Consider the following 268-nt stretch of genomic DNA (forward strand, 5'->3'; position numbering starts at 1 on the left):
AGTAAAGGATGGTGGAGCTATGCGGGATCGAACCGCAGACCTCCTGCGTGCAAGGCAGGCGCTCTCCCAGCTGAGCTATAACCCCATCGTAAATACTTATCTCTGTACCCTAATTCGTTTCCGGGCAAGGCGCGGTGGTGCGAAGCATACTGAAGTATGCGAGCATCGCCGTAACACAGCACGGAGGCGAATTTGGTAGGCCTGAGTGGACTTGAACCACCGACCTCACCCTTATCAGGGGTGCGCTCTAACCACCTGAGCTACAAGC

At 55.6% G+C, this 268-nt stretch carries 1 tRNA gene; it reads right to left on the minus strand.

What is annotated here, in order from left to right:
• Positions 1–9: 9 nt before the first annotated feature.
• Positions 10–85: transfer RNA gene (locus tag OGV94_RS00035), tRNA-Ala, on the minus strand.
• Positions 86–268: the final 183 nt, after the last annotated feature.

The sequence above is a fragment of the Citrobacter sp. Ce006 genome, from assembly GCF_030336535.1.
In the GTDB taxonomy this organism is placed as follows: domain Bacteria; phylum Pseudomonadota; class Gammaproteobacteria; order Enterobacterales; family Enterobacteriaceae; genus Citrobacter; species Citrobacter europaeus.